Origin of the sequence: Saccharopolyspora sp. ASAGF58 (genome assembly GCF_012277335.1) — a bacterium.
Classification (GTDB): domain Bacteria; phylum Actinomycetota; class Actinomycetes; order Mycobacteriales; family Pseudonocardiaceae; genus Saccharopolyspora; species Saccharopolyspora hattusasensis.
Genome location: NZ_CP040605.1, coordinates 5968442 through 5984150 on the forward strand (window position 1 = coordinate 5968442; position 15709 = coordinate 5984150).

General features: G+C 65.1%; 13 protein-coding genes. 12 read left to right on the forward strand and 1 reads right to left on the reverse strand.

The genetic code is table 11. The features are described 5' to 3' along the window. Window positions 1-51: 51 nt before the first annotated feature. The 6 genes from FDZ84_RS27825 (at window position 52) to FDZ84_RS27850 (ending at window position 8763) form a co-directional block, all read left to right on the forward strand. Window positions 52-1662 (forward strand): ISL3 family transposase, encoded by a 1611-nt coding sequence (locus FDZ84_RS27825; RefSeq protein WP_210435149.1) that lies wholly within the window; start codon window positions 52-54, stop codon window positions 1660-1662. 119 nt (window positions 1663-1781) lie between these two features. Beyond that, window positions 1782-3266 (forward strand): CoA transferase, encoded by a 1485-nt coding sequence (locus FDZ84_RS27830; protein ID WP_246868477.1) that lies wholly within the window; start codon window positions 1782-1784, stop codon window positions 3264-3266. Between the two features lie 27 nt (window positions 3267-3293). Then, complete coding sequence (locus tag FDZ84_RS27835) at window positions 3294-4724, forward strand: aldehyde dehydrogenase family protein (protein ID WP_168588284.1); 1431 nt, start codon at window positions 3294-3296, stop codon at window positions 4722-4724. Further along, entirely contained in the window at window positions 4721-5911 is a 1191-nt protein-coding gene (locus FDZ84_RS27840; protein WP_168588285.1) for a CaiB/BaiF CoA-transferase family protein, read from the forward strand. The genes FDZ84_RS27835 and FDZ84_RS27840 overlap by 4 nt, the downstream gene beginning before the upstream one ends. 3 nt (window positions 5912-5914) lie before the next feature. Continuing rightward, a complete protein-coding gene (locus FDZ84_RS27845) occupies window positions 5915-7114 on the forward strand; it encodes an acyl-CoA dehydrogenase family protein (protein ID WP_168588286.1) in 1200 nt (399 codons plus the stop codon). Between the two features lie 47 nt (window positions 7115-7161). Next, entirely contained in the window at window positions 7162-8763 is a 1602-nt protein-coding gene (locus FDZ84_RS27850; protein ID WP_168588287.1) for a thiamine pyrophosphate-binding protein, read from the forward strand. Between the two features lie 70 nt (window positions 8764-8833). On the opposite strand, the gene FDZ84_RS27855 is transcribed toward FDZ84_RS27850, so the two are convergent. Then, the gene (locus tag FDZ84_RS27855; protein ID WP_168588288.1) at window positions 8834-9568 is read right to left on the reverse strand and encodes a GntR family transcriptional regulator; all 735 of its coding nucleotides are present in this window, start codon (window positions 9566-9568) and stop codon (window positions 8834-8836) included. Window positions 9569-10089: 521 nt separating this feature from the next. On the opposite strand from FDZ84_RS27855, the gene FDZ84_RS27860 reads away from it, so the two are divergent. The 6 genes from FDZ84_RS27860 (at window position 10090) to FDZ84_RS27885 (ending at window position 15658) form a co-directional block, all read left to right on the forward strand. Further along, the gene (locus FDZ84_RS27860; protein ID WP_168588289.1) at window positions 10090-10812 is read left to right on the forward strand and encodes an SDR family NAD(P)-dependent oxidoreductase; all 723 of its coding nucleotides are present in this window, start codon (window positions 10090-10092) and stop codon (window positions 10810-10812) included. Beyond that, window positions 10809-11705: a DUF6282 family protein gene (locus FDZ84_RS27865; protein ID WP_168588290.1), complete on the forward strand. Its 897-nt coding sequence runs from the start codon at window positions 10809-10811 to the stop codon at window positions 11703-11705. The genes FDZ84_RS27860 and FDZ84_RS27865 overlap by 4 nt, the downstream gene beginning before the upstream one ends. A gap of 154 nt (window positions 11706-11859) precedes the next feature. Beyond that, window positions 11860-13248, forward strand: coding sequence for a nitrate/nitrite transporter (locus FDZ84_RS27870; protein ID WP_168588291.1), 1389 nt, complete (start codon window positions 11860-11862; stop codon window positions 13246-13248). Window position 13249: 1 nt separating this feature from the next. After that, window positions 13250-13609 carry a Dabb family protein gene (locus tag FDZ84_RS27875; RefSeq protein ID WP_256413578.1) on the forward strand — a complete coding sequence of 120 codons (360 nt, stop codon included), beginning with the start codon at window positions 13250-13252 and terminating at the stop codon, window positions 13607-13609. Continuing rightward, the gene (locus FDZ84_RS27880; protein WP_168588293.1) at window positions 13596-15230 is read left to right on the forward strand and encodes a GMC family oxidoreductase; all 1635 of its coding nucleotides are present in this window, start codon (window positions 13596-13598) and stop codon (window positions 15228-15230) included. Before FDZ84_RS27875 ends, FDZ84_RS27880 begins: the two co-directional genes overlap by 14 nt. Further along, window positions 15227-15658, forward strand: a complete 432-nt coding sequence (locus tag FDZ84_RS27885) for a hypothetical protein (protein WP_168588294.1) — start codon at window positions 15227-15229, stop codon at window positions 15656-15658. Before FDZ84_RS27880 ends, FDZ84_RS27885 begins: the two co-directional genes overlap by 4 nt. The last annotated feature ends 51 nt before the right edge of the window (window positions 15659-15709 follow it).

Sequence of the window (15709 nt, forward strand, 5' to 3'; positions counted from 1 at the left end):
GCTGGCCTGGTTTTGCGATCATGGTTCGTGTGTGATGATCACGGTGTTGGCGTGCTGCTTCCGCATCTGGCCGGGGTGGTGGTTGAGCGGGTGGAGCAGGAAGACGCGGGGGTGCGGATCTGGGCATCGGCCAGGGCCTCCTCGGCGGCGTGCCCGGCCTGCGGCAACTGTTCGGCGCGGGTGCATAGTCGGTACGACCGCACAGTGGCGGACGTGGCGGTGGCAGGTCGGCCGGTGGTGTTGTGGCTGCGGGTGCGGCGGTTTTTCTGCACTCACCAGGACTGTTCGGTGCGGACGTTCGCCGAGCAGGTGGAGGGCCTGACCATGCGCCATGCCCGGCGGAGCCTGCCGCTGCGCGGGATGCTGGAGTCGATCGGGCTGGCGCTGGCCGGCCGTGCGGGAGCCCGACTGGCCAATCGTCTGGGGCTGCGGGCGGGACGGGACACGCTGTTGCGGCTGGTGCGAGCCGTGCCCGACCCGCCGGTGGAAGCGGTAACCGTGCTCGGGGTGGATGACTTCGCGATCAGACGTGGGCAGAACTACGCCACTATCTTGCTGGACATGGCCACCCATCGACCCGTCGATGTGCTGGAGGGCCGGGAGGCCGACACCCTCGCCGAGTGGCTCAAGAAGCATCCCGAGATCCAGGTGATTACACGCGATAGGTCCGGAGCCTATGCCGAGGGCGCTTCCCGCGGTGCGCCTCAGGCGGTGCAATGCGCGGACCGGTGGCATCTGTGGAAGAACCTGGGCGAGGCAGTGGAGAAGACCGTGCTCGGGCACCGCGGCTGCCTGATCGAGCCCGCCGTCGACGATGCACGCGGCGAGGGCGACACCGTTGCCGACGGCGCGGCCGAGGTGTCGCCGAGCCCGACACCGGTCGCAGAGCCAGCCGTCTCTGGCGAGGCCGCCGAATCCGGCCTGGCGGCGCGGATCCGCCAGCGGTACGCAGCCGTGCAATCCTTACGTGCCCAGGGCAAGCGCATCCGTGCGGTGGCACGCGAGCTCGACCTCGACCGCAAGACCGCGCGCCGATACTTCCAGGCCGGCAGCGTCGAAGAACTCCTCTCCAAGACCGCCTCCCGTTCATCCTTATTGGACGAATACAAGCCCTACCTGCACCAGCGGTTTAACGACGGCTGCGCCAACGTCTCCCTGTTGGTCCGCGAGATCCGCGAGCAGGGCTACGGTGGCAGCGCTCAGACCGTCTATCGCTACCTGCGTCCCTTCCGCTCCACCGGCAAAGCCCCCGAGTCCGCGCCGAGGCCGCCGAAGATCCGGGAGGTCGTCGGCTGGATCATGCGCGACCCCGACAACCTCCCGGACGACGACGGGCAACGACTCAAGGCCGTCCTGGCCCGCTGCCCCGAGTTGGAGGCCACCCGCCGCCACGTCGGCGCGTTCGCCAGCGTGATCCGCGACCTGCGCGGCGATCTGCTGCCCGACTGGATGGACCGCGTCTGCGCTGACGACCTGCCCGCTCTACGCTCGTTCGTCAACGGCCTCCGCCAAGATCTGGCCGCGGTGACCGCCGGGCTCACCCTCACCTGGAGCAATGGCCCAACGGAAGGGGCCGTGAACAGGGCGAAATACCTGAAAAGGCAGTCCTTCGGGCGGGCCAAACTGGACCTACTACGCAAGCGCATCCTGCTCACGACATGATCCCCAAGATCCAGCCACCAAAAAGTTGATCACGCAAATTGCGACAGAGCCCATCACGTCGGCAAGCGACACCCCTTGGGCTCTACGGCCCCCGCGCGCTCGACGGCTTGTGAGGCCGTTTGTCCATTGCGGTGATCGACATCGGTCTGCGGCCGCGAGTGTCCGCCCGCGACTGCGGTGACCGGGCGCTTCGGCGCGTCGCGTGCTCGGGTGGCGCTGGCGGACGCGTGCTGATCGGTGCAGGGGATCTGCTGGATCACATGGCGCATCTTGCCACAAATTGGCCCGACATGATAGACAAATGGCCGTACATAAACGGTGATTGTCCGGCTTGCGTCGGAGCTGGAGGAGACATGGGAGTTACCGGTCCCTTGGTTGGGCTGCGCGTCATCGAGATCTCCTCGTTCGTCGCGGCTCCGCTCGGTGGGATGACGCTGGCGCAATTGGGCGCTGAGGTCGTGCGGATCGATCCGATCGGTGGTGCGGCAGACCGTGACCGGTGGCCCGTGAGCAGGGACGGCACCAGTCTCTATTGGGCGGGCCTCAACAAGTCAAAGCGATCGATGATGGTCGACATGCGCTCCGACGAGGGCCGCTCGATCGTCCGTGACTTGGTCTCGGCGTCTCCTCCCGGCTCTGCGGTCGTCCTGACGAACGCTGGGGGACGCTCCTGGATGTCGTATGACGTTTTGCGCGAGTCGTGTCGCGATCTGATCTATGTGCAGGTCGATGGACGAAGCGACGGTTTGGCCGCGGTGGATTACACCGTCAATGCGGAAGTCGGGTTTCCGATGGTGACCGGTCCGGTTGGGCTGGCCGATCCGGTGAACCACGTGCTGCCTGCCTGGGACATCGCGTGTGGTTTGTACGCGGCGCTCGGCGTGGCTGCTGCGGCGAGGCGGCGAGAACTGACCGGCGAGGGCGACCAGGTTCGGGTGGCGCTTGCCGATGTCGCGCTGGCGATGGCGGGAAACCTGGGATTCCTAGCCGAGGCCCAGGTCAACAACGTGGAGCGGCAGCGTATCGGGAACCACCTCTACGGCGGCTTCGCGCGTGATTTCACCTGCGCCGATGGTCAGCGGCTGATGATCGTGGCGCTGACCCGGCGGCACTGGCAGGACCTTCTGCGGATTACCGGCCTGGAGTACCCCGTGCAGGCGCTGGAGGAGAGCCTCGGGGTGGACTTCTCGCGCGATGGTGACCGTTTCGAGTATCGCGAGGTTCTGGCTGGGCTGTTCCAGCGATGGTTCGCCGCGCGTCGGCAGCCTGAGGTGTGTGAGTTGCTCGAGGGCAGCTCGCTGGTGTGGGCGCCGTATCGCACCTTCGCCGAGACGGTTTCGGCTCTTCAGACGGCGGAGGGAGGCAACCCCTTGATGTCGGTCATCGACCAGCCTGGCGTCGGGCCTCATCTGGCGCCCGGTTCGCCCCTGACCTTCGCGGCGTCTCCGAAGCCGCCCAGGCCGGCGCCCATTCTCGGGCAGCACACCGAAGAAATCCTGTCCCGGGAGCTGCGAATGTCTCGGGAACGAGTTCGTCAACTGGTCGCGGCCGGCACAGTCCGCGGCCCCTCGTCCGCGCACGCGGATTCCCACGGCGTGTCCTAGCGCCTCGGCCCCTTCAGGAGGAGACAGATGCCGGCACAGGCGGCCGTTATCGACGGCAAGCTGGTGGAAGGCCCGGAGACGCTCGACGTCGTTGACCCGTCGGCGGGAACGCTGCTGGACCGCACCCTCCGCGGCACGGCTGAACACGTGGACGCTGCGGTCGCGGCCGCCCGTGCGGCGAGCCGTGAATGGGCGCATACGCCCTACAGCGAGCGCTCGACGATCCTTCGTCGTATCGGTGAGCTCATCCGGCGCGACCGCGGGGAGTTCGCGTTGCTGGAGAGCCAGGACACCGGCAAGCCATTGGCGCAAGCGCGCGCCGATACCGATGTCGCGGCCCGCTACTTCGAGTATTACGCCAACACGATGGAGGCCTTCTTCGGGCACAGCTTGCCGCCCAACGGTGACTTCATCGCTTATACCCGGCATGTTCCATTCGGAGTGACAGGGCACATCATTCCCTGGAACTATCCGCTCCAGATTGGTTGCCGCACGATCGCCCCCGCGATCGCGGTCGGCAACTGCGCCGTCGTGAAGCCCGCGGAAGAGGCGCCGCTGTCGGTGCTCAAAGTCGCCCGCACCGCACTCGAAGCCGGCCTGCCGGCCGGTGTTCTCAATGTGGTGCCGGGCCTGGGGGCACAGGCCGGCGCGGCGCTGGCGGGACACGCTGGCATCGACCACCTGTCCTTCACCGGGTCGGTGCCGGTCGGTGCGACGGTCGCGCACGCGGCGGCGGACAACGTCATTCCAGTCGTGCTCGAGCTCGGTGGGAAATCGCCGAACATCGTATTTCCCGACGCCGACCTCGACACCGCCATTCCCGCGATCGTCAAGTCGATTCTCCAAAACGCCGGACAGACCTGTTCGGCCGGTTCGCGACTGCTGGTGCATGAGGAGGTGCGCGACGAGGTCCTCTCGCGGATCGGTGAGGCGTTGCGCGGCGTCCGTATCGGGCCCGGACCGCAGGATCTCGACCTCGGGCCGCTGATCTCGGCCAAGCAGCGCGACCGGGTGACGCAGATGGTGCAGCGGGCAGCCGACTCCGGCGCCCGGCAGCTCGGCGGTCCTGGGCAGGTCGAACTGCCCGAGGGTGGCTTCTACTTTCCGCCGACGGTATTCGCCGACGTCGATCCCGCACAGGAGATCGCCCAGGAGGAGGTGTTCGGCCCCGTGGTGGCCGCGATGTCGTTCGGGTCCGTCGATGAGGCCATCCAGCTGGCGAACGGCACCCAGTACGGACTGATCGCCGCAGTGTGGACGAAAAATCTCGATGTGGCCCACGTGATGGCGGAGGAGATCCGGGCGGGCCAGGTCTACCTGAACACCTACGGCGGGGGTGGAGGAGTGGAATACACCTTCGGCGGTTTCGGAAAATCCGGCTACGGCCGGGAGAAGGGCTTCGAAGCGCTCGAGGGCTTTTGCCAGACGAAGACCATCGTGACGAAGGTGACCAGATGACAGGGTTCGCACATACCGAGGGGCTGAACCTGCTCGCGGGGGTCCGGGTCGTCGACTTCACCCAGGCGCTGTCCGGCCCGTACTGCACGCTGATGCTTGCTGATCTCGGTGCTGAGGTGATCAAGGTCGAAAGTCCGTATCGTGGTGATGATGCGCGTCATTGGGGGCCGCCATTTGTGGGAAACGATGCGGCGTACTTCATGTCGGTCAACCGCAACAAGTACAGCGTCGCACTCGACCTCAAAGACGACGGGGACCGCAGGCGGGCGCGCGAGCTGATCGGCACCGCGGACGTCGTAGTCGAAAACTGGCGACCAGGTACGGCTGACCGACTGGGATTGGGTGCCGCGTCCCTGCGCGCCGCACACGCCGCGTTGGTCTATTGCTCCATCAGTGGTTTCGGGCAGGGCCAGGGAACCCGGTCCGGCTACGACCAGATTGTGCAGGGCACCAGCGGCGTCATGCGGATGACGGGCCGCCCGGGTGAGCCGACGAAGTGGGGCGTGCCGGTCGCCGACATCGCGTCTGGCATGTTCGCCGCTACCGCCGTCGTCAGTGCGCTGTTCGAACGTTCACGCACCGGACTCGGCCGCGCAATCGACATCGCGATGCAGGACAGCCTCGTCTCCATGCTGACGCACCACGCGGCCCGGTTCCTCAAAACCGGTGTCGCGCCGGAATCCGACCACAACGGTCATTCCACGATCGCTCCCTATGGCATGTTCCGCACGGGCGATGGCTTCATCAACATGTGCGTCGGCAACGACTCCCAATTCGAGCGGATGTGCGAGGCGCTCGGACAGCCCGGCCTGGCCGAGGACGCGCGGTTCCGCACCAACCCGCTGAGGCTGGCTCACAAGCACGAGCTTCTGCGTGAGGTCGACGCGGCACTCACCCGCATGAGCACCGAACGGGTCATCGCCGAGCTCGAAGCGGTCGGGGTGCCCGTCGGACCTGTCCTGGACATCGGAAGCGTGCTGGAAGACCCTGACACGCACGAGCGCCAGATGGTCCTTCATTTCCACCGCGACGATGTGGGCGAGGCCCGGGTCGTCAACACCCCGTGGAAGTTCGACGGAATCGCCCCTGTAGTCCGGCTGGCGCCCCCTCGGCTGGGCGAACACAACGACAAGGTCATCGGTGGTCTGTCCGTCGATTCGGCAGGCAGCAACGGAAGGAAGAGCTGAACCATGGGCCACCTCTGTGAGACCGACGGACTCGCCGACGTCCAGCAAGAGATCCTCAAGACCGTGCGGTCGTTCGTGGAGCAGGAGATCCTTCCAGTCGCCAACGAGCTCGAACACCACGACGAATACCCGGCGGAAATCGTCGACGGCCTCAAGGAGCTCGGCCTGTTCGGCCTGATGATCCCCGAGGAATACGGCGGCCTCGGGGAATCCTTGCTGACCTACGCGTTGTGTGTGGAAGAGATCGCCCGCGGCTGGATGAGCGTCAGCGGCATCATCAACACCCACTTCATCGTCGCCTACATGCTGCTCCAGCACGGCACCGAGGAGCAGAGACGAAAGTATCTGCCGCGCATGGCCACCGGAGAGGTGCGGGGGGCCTTCTCGATGTCCGAGCCCGGCTGTGGCTCCGATGTCAGCGCGATCAGGACCAAGGCGGTCAAGGACGACGACGGCGACTACACGATCAATGGCCAGAAGATGTGGCTGACCAACGGCGGCTCAGCCAACCTGGTCGCCGTCCTCGTGCGGACCGACGAGGGCTCGGACAGGGTCTACCAGAACATGACGACGTTCCTGGTCGACAAGGAAGCAGGCTTCGGCGAGACCGCTCAGGGGCTCACGGTGCCGGGCAAGATCGAGAAGATGGGTTACAAGGGCGTGGACACTACTGAGCTGGTGTTCGACGGCCACCGGATCAGTGCGGGCCAGATCCTGGGAGGCGTGCCGGGCCGGGGCTTTTACCAGATGATGGACGGGGTCGAGGTTGGTCGCGTGAACGTAGCCGCGCGCGGCTGCGGCGTGGCCTTGCGGGCTTTTGAACTCGGCGTCGTTTATGCCCAGCAACGGGAAACCTTCGGCAAGGCGATCGCCGGGCATCAGGCCGTGCTGTTCCGGCTTGCCGAGATGGCGACGAAGGTCGAAGCGGCGCATCAGATGATGGTGCGCGCTGCGCGCAAAAAGGACTCGGGGCGGCGTAATGATCTGGAATCCGGAATGGCGAAGTATCTCGCCTCCGAATACTGCGCGCAGGTTGTGGAGGATTCGTTCCGGATCCACGGCGGGTACGGATTCTCGAAGGAGTACGAGATCGAACGGCTCTATCGGGAGGCGCCGATGCTGCTCATCGGCGAGGGAACCGCGGACATCCAGCGGATGATCATCGGCCGGCGGGTTCTCGAAGACTACAAACTCAACGTGTGATGCGCGGCCCGCACACTCCCGCTCCAGACGCCCACGCAAGGAGACCTATGAGCTCGAACGAACTGGCCGCCACGATCGCGGAGGCCGTGGCGGCCGCCGGTGCGGACACGGTGTTCGGCATGCCGGGCGGCGGAAACAACCTGGACTTCATCGGGGCGGCTGAAGCCGCCGGCCTCCGATTTGTGCTCGCCCACGCCGAGACACCGGCGGCCATGATGGCGTCCGTCTACGGTGATCTGACCGACAGCCCGGGCGTCTGCGTCGTCACTCGGGGGCCGGGAGCCGCGAGCGCAGTCAACGGGGTTGCCAACGCTATGCTTGATCGGCAGCCGTTGGTGCTGGTCACCGACACGGTCAGCGCTGCGGACGCCGAGCGGATCGCGCATCAGCGTCTCGATCAGCGGGCTTTGTACGCGCCGGTCACCAAACGCTCCGCCACCGCTGGAAGCGGCGGTGACGCGGGGGTGACGGTACGCCATACGGTCGGTGCGGCGATGTCGCTTCCGAGAGGGCCGGTGCACCTCGACTTCGACCCCAGCGCGACCTCGTCGCCGACCCCGTCGGAAATCGCCGCAGAGCCTTCTCCGGATACGGTCGATGATGCGTTACGTCTTATTTCCCAGGCCAAGCGGCCCCTCGTGTTGCTCGGCGTCGGTGCACGCGGGCTCGCCGGACCGGTACGCACGCTACTGGCGGAGTCGGCGGCTCCCACGCTGATGACCTATCGGGCCAAGGGGCTCGTGCCGGATTCCTGGTCGAACGCCGCTGGATTGGTCACCGGCGCGACCACCGAGGCACCGTTGCTGCACGCTGCGGACTTAATCGTGATGATCGGAGTCGACACGGTCGAGTTCATTCCCAACGCCTGGCCCTACCAGGCGCCGGTCGTTTCGTTCTCGTCCTGGCCGGAGACCAGCCCCTACCTGCGCCCGGACGTCGAGGTCGTCGGCAACCTGGAGAAGCTGGTCACTGAGCTGTCGCAGATCTGGCCGGCGACGACCTGGCCGCCCGACGCGGGCAACCGGCATCGCGACGACGAGTTGGCCCGGTTGTGTGCGGCTACGCCCGGGACCCCGGAGGGCGTCACACCACAAGAGGTGGTGTTACGGACGCGGGCAGCAGTACCCACCGGCACGATCGCCACGGTCGACGCGGGGGCACACATGCTTCCGGCGACCTCGCTGTGGACCACCGAGGACGTGGACGAGCTGATCATCTCGAGTGGTCTGGCGACGATGGGCTTCGCCGTTCCCGCCGCGGTCGCGGCGGCCCTCGCCCGGCCGAGTCGGCGCATTGTGTGTTTCACCGGGGACGGTGGGCTGGGTATGTGCCTGGGTGAGTTGGAGACGATCAGCAGGTTGGGCTTGAACGTTACGATCGTGGTCTTCAACGATTCGCGGTTGAGCCTGATCGCGATCAAGGCCAAGCCCGATGGCAACGGCGGGGAGAACGCGATCGGGTACGGCGAGACCGATTTCGCGCAGATCGGCCGGGGTTATGGCTTGGCTGGCTTCTCCGCCGATTCCGCCGATGAACTCGACACGGCCTTGGCGCGGGCGCTCGGGCAGCACGGTCCGTCGATCGTGGATGTACGGGTTGATTCGCGCGCCTATGGCGAGGTGTTGGCCGCGATTCGCGGGAAGCGCTGAGCGGTACACGCCATGGCACCGCCCCATCCCGCCCGATGTGGCGGTGCCGTCCAATCACCCGAGCAAGGTGTCAGGCGTTCCGCCGGAGGCTGATGCGATACGAGTAATGCTCAGGTACGAAATGGCTGATCGCCAGTTCGACCGGGTCACCGTCGGTGCCGAAATAGAGCCGGTCGACCCGCAGACTCGGGCTACCGACCTCGGTGGACAGACTCTTCGCGTCCGTTTCCGAGAAACGGTCAACCGTGATGCTCTGCTGGGCCTCCTTGACCGCGAACGGCAGCCGGCTGTCGAGCAGCCCGATGATCGTGATGGTGCTCACCGAGCCGACCTTGTGTAGTTCCTCGACGGAATTTAGGAGTTTGGCCACGCTCGGCGGCAGCGCCACCGTCGTGGTGCAGAACCGTACTCCATCGTGGATTCGCACGAATTGCATCTCGTAGACGACATCCGCAGCCAGGCGAAGCCGTCCCGCGTTGATCGGATCGACCTTCCGCGTCAGCGGCCGGACGACCTCCATGGCGGTGTCCTCGGACAGCCCCATGAGGTCGTCTACCGATCCGACCTGGCGGACGTACCCGTCGCCACCGGAGCGCGCGTAGGTACCCCGGCCCCGGATCCGGTAGACGAGACCTTCGGAAACGAGGTCCTGAAAAGCGCGCCGCACCGTTTGCCGACTCAGCCCATAACGCTCCGCGAGCTCGGCTTCTGTGGGCAGGCGATGACCATCGGAGAACTCACCCTGGCGGATCTGCACGCGGAGGTTTCGCGAGAGCACCTGGTGGTTCGGCTCGTTGGTTGGCATCTCACTACCCCCGAAAGTGAAGGCTTGAGGACGGTTTGTCCTCAACTATATGTCATTTAGCCGGACAAAACGGCAAGCAGGGTCGTCCCGAGCGCCCCTGTCCCGGTCCGGAGTCGCTGACGGGAAGACTAGTCGCGGATGACCTTGGCTTTGGGGCACCCCGGTGTATACCCGGCTGAGGGTGCCTGCCGGGCACGGGTTGGTCAGGCATCCGGCTCCGGGCCATCGCCCTCGTTCCGGCGCAGAGCCACTTCTAGTTTGTGCGGCCATTATGTGGGCAGGTCGGCCGATGGCCACGTTCGGAGGTGGCGCACGAGACCGAGGGTCCTCGCCGCGTTGCCGATCTGGCTCGGTGTTGATCAGTAAAAGTGCAGGTAAGCGTGGGTGTTGTGACCCTTGACACCCACATGGGCCAATAGTTAAGGTCAGCGCACCAAGTTGGTCGTACAAATACGGCCAAATGACATGACAAGCGAGTCGAGTCCTCGCGTCAGCGTCGGCGCAGGGAAGGTGGAGGCGACATGGCAGGTTCCGGCAAGCGCGTCATCGTCACGGGAGCAGCGTCCGGCATCGGCCGTGCCACGGTGGGCTTACTACGCTCGGAAGGCGCGTCCGTGGTGAGCGTGGATCTGCGCGATCCCGGTGATGACCCCAGTTTCATCAAATGCGATGTCGCCGACTCGGGTTCGGTCGCCGCGATGGTCGACGAGGCGGTCACGGGCCTCGGTGGGCTCGATGCCGTGGTGAATGTCGCCGGGATCCAGCGTTCCGGCGCAGTGGAGGTGCTCGACGAGACAGACTGGGACGACCAGCTTCGGGTCAATGTCAGGTCCTGCTTCCTGACCTCGAAGTACGCGGTGCCGCACCTGCGGGCAGCCGGTGGCGGCAGCATCACGACCACGGCTTCCCTGGCCGGGCTGAAGGGATTTGCAGGCATGACGGCGTATAGCGCGTCGAAGGGCGCGGTCATCGCGTTCACCCGGACGCTCGCCGTCGAAGTCGCCGCGGACAACATCCGGGCGAACTGCCTGTGCCCGGGATGGGTTGACACTCCGTTCAACGACCCGGTGATCACCTTCGAAGGCGGTAAGGAGGCGCACCTGGCCAATGTCAAGGCCAGCGTTCCGCTGTCCCGCGAAGCGGCGCCACCCGAGCTTGCGAAGTGGCACGCTTTCCTGGTCTCGGACGCCGCGTCTTACATGACCGGGCAGGCGATCGTCGTTGACGGGGGGCTCTCGGCATGACCGAGGCGATGACCAAGCAGGGACGGGTCGAGCTCAGTTACCAGCTGCTGCAGGGTGCGGTCGACCTTCACATCCACACCGCGCCGGACATCTTCCCGCGCTCGGTGACGGCGATCGAGGCCGCCGAGGAGGCCAAGGCCGCCGGGATGGACGCGATCGTGGTCAAAAGCCACTCGACGGACACCGCCGCGCGTGCGGAAATGGCGCGTACTGCCACCGGATTCGATGTCCGCGGCGGTGTCGCGCTCAACTATCCGGTCGGTGGGCTCAATCCCTACGCAGTGCTCGAGTCCGCGAAGCAGGGTGGCCGCATCGTGTGGTTGCCGACGTTGAGCGCACGGCATTTTCTGGCACACGCGGAGAACGTTCCGGTCCTGCGCGCCGAATCCCCGGTCGGCAGTGAGGGAATTGTCGTCGTCGATGACAACGGCAACCTCAAGCCCGAGATCGAGGACATTTTGCAGCTGATTAAAGAGCACGACATGATCCTCGCCTCCGGGCACGTCTCGCCTTCCGAAGCGATCAAGGTTTTCCGGCGGGCGGCCGAACTCGGGATCACCCGTATGATCGTCACACACCCGCACGCCTTGTTTGTCGGTGCCAGCGCCGAAGACATGCGGGAGCTGGCGTCGTTCGGCGCGATGAACGAGTTCCAATACGCGTTCGTCACGAAGGTCATCGTGCCGCCGCAAACCATGGGGCACATCGCCGAACTGATCCGCAAGGTGGGAATGGAGTCATGCCACCTGGCCACCGACGGCGGCCAGAAGGTCAACCCGCATCCCGCCGAGGCGTTCCGCCTGTTCATCGAAGGCATGCTCGAGGAGGGCTTCACCCCGGACGAGCTCCGGTACATGACATCGGAGGCGCCCAAGCGTCTTCTCGCCGGGTAATGTCACCCGGCTGACGTCGTTCGGTCGTGCCACGCGTCGGCACGGCGTGATGGGAGCCGAAAATATCCCCCTGAGGGCCGGTTCCCGCGCATTCCTGGGGGCCACCGCGCCCGGGCAATTTGCCCTGCGTACATTCACTGTGAGGACAACATCAATGTCGATGGAAACTGCGCTCCCTCAGCAGGGCACCCGGGCGATTATTCGCCGCGGACTCACTACCTCCGCGATTTCCCTGGTGCTCTTGTGGCTGATTTACGGGCTTGACTCGATTTCGCGGCAGATGATCTACATGGTGCTGCCCGCGATCACCACCGAGTTCAATCTGACGCCTACGTCGGCGGGCCTTATGACTACGCTCATCACGCTGTCGACGGCGGCCATCTGCGTCCCGGTGATGGTGTGGGCCGACAAGGGCGGACACGGCTGGCGGCGAAAATATCGGCACCTTCCGATCGTGATCGGCTACACTCTGTTCACGTTCCTGACCGGCTTCAACGTACTGACCGCGTCGCTAGCCGTGCTCGTCCTCATGCAGGTGCTCTCCCACGCGATCGGTGGTGCGGGCGAGGCTATCGAGGTGGCCTCGGCCGGTGAATGGTGGTCCAAGCAGCGCCGAGGAATGGCCCTCGGAATCCACCACACCGGCTATCCATGGGGAACGCTGGTCGGCGGCTTCGCGGTCTCAGCGGTCCTGGCCGCGTACGGCCCGGAGAACTGGCGTGTTGCGTTCCTTTATTTCCCGATCCCGGTGGTCGTCGTCTTCACGATCTACTGGTGGTTCGCGAACAAGCGGCGGTACGACACGGTTGTCGAGTCGGTCGAGGCTGTAGGGCACGCGAAGCCGCTCGAAGCTGAGGCAGTGGACGCGGATTCAATTAAGCCCGCACAGGCCGTGCGCAATCCCAACATCGGGGTGATCGCGCTCATCGCGATGATGTCGATCGTCGGATACTTCGGGCTTAGCTTCTGGCTCCCGCAATACCTGGCCTTCGTGGCCCACTACAACTACGCTGAAGTCGCTGCTTACTCGGTGCTCTTCACGATCACGGGTGGGATCGGGCAGATCGTGTGGGGTGCGATCTCCGACCGCATCGGCCGCAAACTCTCACTCATGATCGTACTCGGCTGGATCGCAGTGGGGATCGTTCTCTTCCAGTTCGCCGACACCAGCCTCGGTGCCGTTATCGGGATTCAGTTGTTCGTCGGTTTCGCGCTGAACGCCCCCTACACGTTGGTCTATGCCATTGCGTTCGATTCTGCGGGAAAGGGATCGACCGGCGTCGCGAGTTCGATCGTCAATGTCGGGATCTACCTCGGCGGGTTCAGCCCGTACCTCGTCGGTGCGCTCATCGCGCTAGGTGGAGGGTTCTCGTCGCCCACGGGCTACAATATCGCGCTCTATTTCCTCGCCGGTCTGATGCTCGTCGCGCTTATCGTGACTGCGTTGTTCACGCGAGAGACAGTAGGACGGTTCCGGAGCAGGGACAGAGCACTGGTCTCGCTGAGGTCATGCAATCTCGACCAGGCGACGGGAGGCGCCTGAGATGTCAATCACTCATATCGCCATGTTTCGCTTCCGCGACGGTGTAACCGATGATCAAATAGCGAAATTCGAAGCGGAACTCGCGACCATGCCGGAGCGTACCGGCTGCTTGAAGGCGTACCGCTACGGGCGGGACCTCGGGGCTCGCGACGGCAACTTCGATTTCGGTGTCGTGGCTGAACTCGGATCCGCAGATGAGATCGACGGCTACCTCGACCACCCCGCACACCTGGAACTGGTGCGGGACCATGTCCTGCACATCGTGGCCGAACGGAAAGCAGTTCAGTTCTCGACCGACGCCCTAGAGCGGCACCTTGAACCGGCAAGACTACGGAAGGAAGGCGCGCATGAACGGCCGTGACAATCTCGGAGAGGAGAAGGCCGACGTCCTGATCGTGGGAGCGGGCGCCTCCGGTGCTTTCGCCGCAGTCGAGCTGTCGAAGGCGGGCTTCTCGGTGGTGTGCCTGGAGCAAGGCGACTGGACCCGGCCGACCGAGTTTGCGGGAGCCCGCCCGGAGTGGGAGCTCAAGGCACAGAAGGACTGGCATCCCAACCCGAACACGCGGGCTCGGGCCTCGGACTACCCGATCGACACCAGCGAATCCGATGTCAACCCGCTGATGTTCAACGGCGTCGGCGGAAGCACGATCTTGTACGCAGCACATTGGGTGAGGATGCTGCCGTCGGACTTCCAGACCCGAACCCGTGACGGCGTGGGCGACGACTGGCCGATCAGCTACGAAGACCTTGCTCCCTTCTACGGACGGACCGAGATCGACATGGGCGTCTCGGGTCTCGCAGGCGATCCCGCGTATCCCGACGAGGCGCCCTATCCCAATCCGCCCATGCCGATCAACAAGATCGGCCGGAAGGCGGCGGAAGGCCTGGACAAGTTGGGTTGGCACTGGTGGCCCGCGCCCAACGCGATTTCGGCGAGGAAATATCGCCACATGAACGCCTGCGTCCGCCGGGGGACATGCCTGACAGGCTGTCCCGAAGGTGCGAAGGGCTCTGTGGATATCACGCACTGGCCTGACGCCATCGATGCGGGCGCGCGCCTGGTCACCGGGGCGAGGGTCAGGGAGGTCACCACCAATGCGAAGGGCCTCGCGACCGGGGCAGTCTATATCGATCGGAACGGCGTAGAGCGGCATCAGGCCGCCGATGTGGTCGTCATGGCTGCCAACGGCATCGGCACCGCGCGCCTGTTGCTCCTCTCGACGTCGCGAGCTCACCCTGACGGGCTCGCGAATTCTTCCGGTCTTGTCGGCCGTCGCCTGATGATGCACCCCTATGCCGCGGCGACGGGTGTCTACGACGATCCGCTGGAGAGCTGGCTCGGTCCTGCCGGGCACGCGATCCAGACCTTCGAGTTCTACGAAACTGATGCCAGCCGTGGCTTTGCGCGCGGAGGCAAGTGGCAGGTCATGCCCAGCGGCGGTCCCCTGGGGCTGCGCGCCGGTTACAGCGACAGTCCGGTCGAGGAGGTCTGGGGCGAGAACTTCCACCACCGGATCCGCAGGACTCTCGGCCGGTCGTTCGAGTGGGGAATCACGGCAGAGGACTTGCCTGACATGGAAAACCGGGTCGTCCTCGACTCGGAACAGACCGACTCCGACGGCATCCCATCGCCAAAGGTCATCTATCGGACGTCGGAGAACACGCGACGGCTGATGGATTTCAACCTCGCACGAGCCCGCGATGCGCACGAAGCCGCCGGTGCGACCGAGGTCCACATCACACCCCTCATGCGGGACTGCGGCTGGCACATCATGGGAACGGCTCGAATGGGCCTCGACCCCGCCGACTCAGTGATCAACGAGTGGCATCGCGCGCACGACGTACCGAACCTCTATGTCATCGATGGCAGCGCGTTCGTCACATCGGCTGCGGCCAATCCAACTGCCACGATCACCGCGCTCACGCTGCGCGCCACGGAGCAGCTCATCGCGAACCGGAAAAACCAGGAGGTCCCCCTATGACCACCTCGTACCCCACTGTGACGCTGACCGATCACGAGCGTGACATCTGTGGCGCCCGCGCCGATGTCCTTATCCCCAACGCCGCCGGGATGCCTGCTGCCACGCAGATGGACGTGCATACATTCTGGATCGAGCACGCGCTCGGTGCCCGCCCAGACCTGGCCGACCGGTTCCGGGCGTCCCTGGCCGAAGCTGTGGATGAACCTCCTGCCAAGGCAATCGAGACGCTCCACAAGAACAGCCCCGAACTGTTCGACGCGTTCAGCCTGCTCGTCGCCGGCGCGTACCTCATGAACCCCGAGGTACGCGCGCTCATCGGTTACCCGGGGCAGGAAAATCGACCTGTCGCGAACGACGAGGTGGAAACCTATATCCACCTTCTAGAGCCCGTTGTGGAACGAGGACCAGTTTATAGGCCGACTGTCTGACTCGTTTCTTCGCAGCACAAGTCGGCGTCATCCGCTCAGAAAGGAAAATCG

Coding starts and splice junctions, on each gene's coding strand:
- FDZ84_RS27865 (WP_168588290.1), top strand. CDS start 10,809: ATGACCGAGGCGATGACCAAGCAGGGACGGGTCGAGCTCAGTTACCAG.
- FDZ84_RS27840 (WP_168588285.1), top strand. CDS start 4,721: ATGACAGGGTTCGCACATACCGAGGGGCTGAACCTGCTCGCGGGGGTC.
- FDZ84_RS27885 (WP_168588294.1), top strand. CDS start 15,227: ATGACCACCTCGTACCCCACTGTGACGCTGACCGATCACGAGCGTGAC.
- FDZ84_RS27855 (WP_168588288.1), bottom strand. CDS start 9,568: ATGCCAACCAACGAGCCGAACCACCAGGTGCTCTCGCGAAACCTCCGC.
- FDZ84_RS27850 (WP_168588287.1), top strand. CDS start 7,162: ATGAGCTCGAACGAACTGGCCGCCACGATCGCGGAGGCCGTGGCGGCC.
- FDZ84_RS27880 (WP_168588293.1), top strand. CDS start 13,596: ATGAACGGCCGTGACAATCTCGGAGAGGAGAAGGCCGACGTCCTGATC.
- FDZ84_RS27860 (WP_168588289.1), top strand. CDS start 10,090: ATGGCAGGTTCCGGCAAGCGCGTCATCGTCACGGGAGCAGCGTCCGGC.
- FDZ84_RS27875 (WP_256413578.1), top strand. CDS start 13,250: ATGTCAATCACTCATATCGCCATGTTTCGCTTCCGCGACGGTGTAACC.
- FDZ84_RS27835 (WP_168588284.1), top strand. CDS start 3,294: ATGCCGGCACAGGCGGCCGTTATCGACGGCAAGCTGGTGGAAGGCCCG.
- FDZ84_RS27845 (WP_168588286.1), top strand. CDS start 5,915: ATGGGCCACCTCTGTGAGACCGACGGACTCGCCGACGTCCAGCAAGAG.
- FDZ84_RS27870 (WP_168588291.1), top strand. CDS start 11,860: ATGTCGATGGAAACTGCGCTCCCTCAGCAGGGCACCCGGGCGATTATT.